Origin of the sequence: Streptomyces sp. LS1784, assembly GCF_020103755.1 — a bacterium.
In the GTDB taxonomy this organism is placed as follows: domain Bacteria; phylum Actinomycetota; class Actinomycetes; order Streptomycetales; family Streptomycetaceae; genus Kitasatospora.
In genome coordinates this window covers 1-3,738 of record NZ_JAHSQD010000705.1, presented here as the reverse complement: position 1 = coordinate 3,738, position 3,738 = coordinate 1, and the positions used below count along the sequence as shown (strand labels likewise).

Sequence of the window (3,738 nt, the reverse complement as noted above, 5' to 3'; positions counted from 1 at the left end):
CGGCGACGGTGGTGACGGGGGCGCCGGCGACGGCGGTGACGGGGGCGACGGTAGCCGCCGGCCGGGCAGGGGAGGCCTGGGCGGCGACGGCGGGAACCAGGGCGGCGAGGGCGAGGGCGGCGACCGCGGCGGCCTTGGCGGTGACGGTGCGAAGCATGATGGTGTCTCCTTCTCGGATGGGACGGACTGAGGGCGTTTCCGGTGCTCGGCGTCCCGCGGTGACGCTTGCTCCGGTCTTGTTGTCGGGCGGTGTTCCCTGCCGACGACAACTACTTTCGCCGCCGCTCGCGGCCGGTGGAAGGGACTTCAGGTGGACGGAAACGCCCCTGGACCGTTCCGGCCAGGATCGGTGCAGTCGGGAGGGCCGACGGGGCCGGCGGGTTCGGCGGAACCGGCCTCGTCGGACAGCATGTGCTCGTAGAACGGCGCGACGAGCGGAGCGGCCGTCCCCGCCGCACTCCAGCCCGCGAACGCGGGCACGGCGGCCAGTGCGCGACGGCAGAACGCGGCGGCCCGGCCCTCCGCCTCGGCGAGGGAGTCCGCGACCAGGTAGACGCCGAGCACCGGATCCGGCAGCGCGTCCGGATGGACCACGAGGTGCTCGACCCGGTCCCCGGGGAGGACGGCGGCCAGCAGGATCCCCCGGGCGTCGACGGGCAGTGCCCGGCTCGGCGCATCGGGCCGCAGGACGGTATGAACGAGGTACATGCAACGAGCCTGCCCGGAGCGGGCATTCGGCCCATAGGGGAAGGGCGGGGACCATTCCGGCCGTGGCCGGAACCGTCCACCAAAGCGATGGCTTCGTCACCGTCAGTTGTGCAATGATCGCGTGCGGATCGAACACGGTTTCACCGCGGGGGTGGAGGATGCTCACGGCACTGGGACTGGACAAGGTCTCGGAAACGGTCTACCGGGCGATGCTCGCGCACCCGCAGGAAGGCGTGGCCGCCCTCGGCGCCCGCCTCGCCCTGCCCGAACAACAGGTCAGACAGGCCCTGGACACGCTCAGCGAACTGGCCCTGCTGCGCCCCTCCGCGGACCGCGAGGGCGAACTGCGCGCCGTCTCCCCCGAAGTCGGGATGGAGATCCTGATGGCCCGCCAGCAGGCCGAACTCGCGGCCCAGCAACTGCGCATCGAGGCCTCCCGGGCGGCGGCCGCCCAGCTCATCGCCGAGTACGCCGACCTGCGCCCGGCCTCCGGCCAGCCCGGCGTCGAACAGCTGACCGGCCTCGACCAGATCCGCGACCGGCTCACCACACTCACCCGGGAGGTGCGCGAGGAGGTCATGACCTTCTCCCCGGACGGCGGCCAGAAACCCGAGAACATCGAGGCGGCCAAGCCCCTCAACCTCGACCTGCTGGAACGCGGCGTCCGGATGCGCACCGTCTACCTGGACAGCCTCCGCAACAGCCCGCACACCGTCGAGTACGTCAACTGGCTGGTCTCCCACGGCGGTCAGGTCCGCACCGTGCCCGCGCTGCCGACCCGGATGATCGTCGTCGACCGCACCACCGCCGTCATCCCCATCCGCAGCGACAGCTCCGCCGCCGGCGCCGTCGTCCTCACCGGGCAGGGCATGCTGGCCGCGCTGTGCGCGCTGTTCGAGACCGTCTGGGCGGATGCGCAGCCGGTCGGCACCATCACCCGCCTCAACGAACGCGGGCTCAGCGCCCAGGAACAGGCCGCCGTCACCCTGCTCGCGGACGGCCACACCGACGACGCCATCGCCAAGCGCCTGGGCGTCTCACCCCGGACGGCCCGCCGCATCGCCACCGACCTCATGGAACGCCTCGACGCCCGCAGCCGCTTCCAGGCCGGAGTCCGGGCCGCCCAGGCGGGCTGGCTCGCCGGCTGAGCGGACGGCGGGCGAAGGCCGTGGACCCGGGCGCTTCCTGCCCCAGGATGCACCGCGTCGAGCCGCGTCGAGCCGCGTCGAGCCGCGCCCGGCCGCGTTGAGCCGGGGGACGGGCCGGGGCCGTAGACGTGGACGGGGCGCCCTCCGCCGGAGCGGGCGCCGCGGCTTCAGGAGGCAGGCATGCTCAGGTTCCACGGCGCGTGGCGGATCACCGTCGTCGGCAGGAACGCCGACTTCGACCAGCGGGCGGTCGTGCGCGGCGCGTACGGGCTGCGGGTGCTGCCCGGGCGGGTCGGCGCCACCATCGAGGTGGACGAGGAGAGCTGGACGCTGTCCCTGGAACACCACCTGTGGGGCCGCAGCTGGCAGCCCAACCTGCGCACCACCCCCGGACCGGTCACCGAACACGGCGGCCTGCGCAGCCAGTTGCTCACCAGCAACGACTGCCACTGGCCGGGCAAGGCGCTCGACTACGTCAACTTCGTGCTGCGCCTGGACCAGGCCGTCGCCCCGGCCGCCGCGCCCGTGCGCGCCGCCCGCCCCCTGGAGACGCCGATCGCCGCCCCCGTCCAGGCCGTCCGCACCTCCTCCTCGGGCTGGGCCGAACCCATGACCGAGCCCCCGACCGGGCCCGGTCGCGAACGCGAGCGCGAGCGCGGCACCATCACCGCCGGCTGAGCCGACACGGCTAAAGTCCCAGGTGAGAACCATCGCGCCCGAGGAGAGCCCGCCATGCCGACCGACCCCGCCGCCACCGCAACCCCCGCCCCCACCGCCGCGCGTCCGCACCCCGCACGCCTCGGCCTGGGCACCGCGGCCGTCGGCCGGCCCGGCTACATCAACCTGGGGCGCGACGCGGACCTGCCCGCCGAACGCACCGTCGACGCCCTGCGCGAACGCACCCACACCCTGCTCGACGCCGCGTACGCCGCCGGCGTGCGCTACCTCGACACCGCCCGCTCCTACGGCCGCGCCGAGGAGTTCCTCGGCCAGTGGCTCGCCGAACACCCCCAGGCCGCGGCCGAGATGACGATCGGCAGCAAATGGGGCTACACCTACACCGCCGACTGGCAGACCAGCGGCGTCGCCGCCCACGAGGTCAAGGAACACTCCACGGCCGTCTACGACCGCCAGATTTACGAGACCCGCACCCTGCTCGGCGACCACCTGGACGTCTACCTGGTCCACTCGGTCACCCCCGACAGCCCCGCCCTCACCGACCCCGCCCTGCACCAACGCCTCGCCGCCCTCGCCGCCGAAGGCGTACGGGTGGGCCTGTCCACCAGCGGCCCCGCCCAGGCCGACACCATCCGCCGGGCCCTCGCCGTCACCACGGCCGGCCGGCCGCTGTTCACCGCCGTCCAGGCCACCTGGAACCTGCTGGAGACCTCCGCCGCCCCCGCCCTCGCCGACGCCCACGCGGCCGGATGGCTGGTCGTGGTCAAGGAGGGCATGGCCAACGGCCGCCTGGCCGGACGCAACGCCACCGGCCCCGACACCGCCCCGCTGCGCACCCTCGCCGCCCGCACCGCCACCACCCCCGACGCCCTCGCCCTGGCCGCGGCCGCCGCCCAGCCCTGGGCCGACATCGTCCTGTCCGGCGCCGCCACCCCCGAGCAGCTCACCTCCAACCTTGCCGCCGCCGGCCTGCGCCCGACGCCCGAGGGCCTCGCCGCCCTCGACGCCATGGCGGAGCCCGCCGAGGCGTACTGGCGCACCAGGGCGGGGCTGCCCTGGTCCTGAGGGGCCGGTGGGGGAGCCCGCCGTGGGTGCCGGGGCTCGGCGGCGGGCGGCGCAGGCCTGCTGCCGGCGGGGCGGCAGGACGGTGCCCCGGTGGAGCCCAGGGCGTACCGGCGTGCGGGCCTACGGGCGTACGGGCGTG

Annotated in this window: 4 protein-coding genes; 3 read left to right on the top strand and 1 reads right to left on the bottom strand. The window is 74.8% G+C overall.

Annotated elements, in window-relative coordinates; translation table 11 throughout:
* Positions 1-306: 306 nt before the first annotated feature.
* Complete coding sequence (locus tag KS423_RS40940) at positions 307-708, bottom strand: hypothetical protein (RefSeq protein ID WP_224284807.1); 402 nt, start codon at positions 706-708, stop codon at positions 307-309.
* Positions 709-866: 158 nt separating this feature from the next.
* Here KS423_RS40940 and KS423_RS40935 point away from each other — a divergent pair, with 158 nt between their 5' ends.
* The 3 genes from KS423_RS40935 to KS423_RS40925 all read left to right on the top strand — a co-directional run bounded on the left by KS423_RS40935 (position 867) and on the right by KS423_RS40925 (position 3,599).
* The gene (locus KS423_RS40935) at positions 867-1,856 is read left to right on the top strand and encodes a LuxR family transcriptional regulator (protein ID WP_224284806.1); all 990 of its coding nucleotides are present in this window, start codon (positions 867-869) and stop codon (positions 1,854-1,856) included.
* A gap of 180 nt (positions 1,857-2,036) precedes the next feature.
* On the top strand, positions 2,037-2,534 hold the full coding sequence (locus tag KS423_RS40930) for a hypothetical protein (protein WP_224284805.1): 498 nt from the start codon (positions 2,037-2,039) through the stop codon (positions 2,532-2,534).
* Positions 2,535-2,588: 54 nt separating this feature from the next.
* A complete protein-coding gene (locus KS423_RS40925) occupies positions 2,589-3,599 on the top strand; it encodes an aldo/keto reductase (RefSeq protein WP_224284804.1) in 1,011 nt (336 codons plus the stop codon).
* The last annotated feature ends 139 nt before the right edge of the window (positions 3,600-3,738 follow it).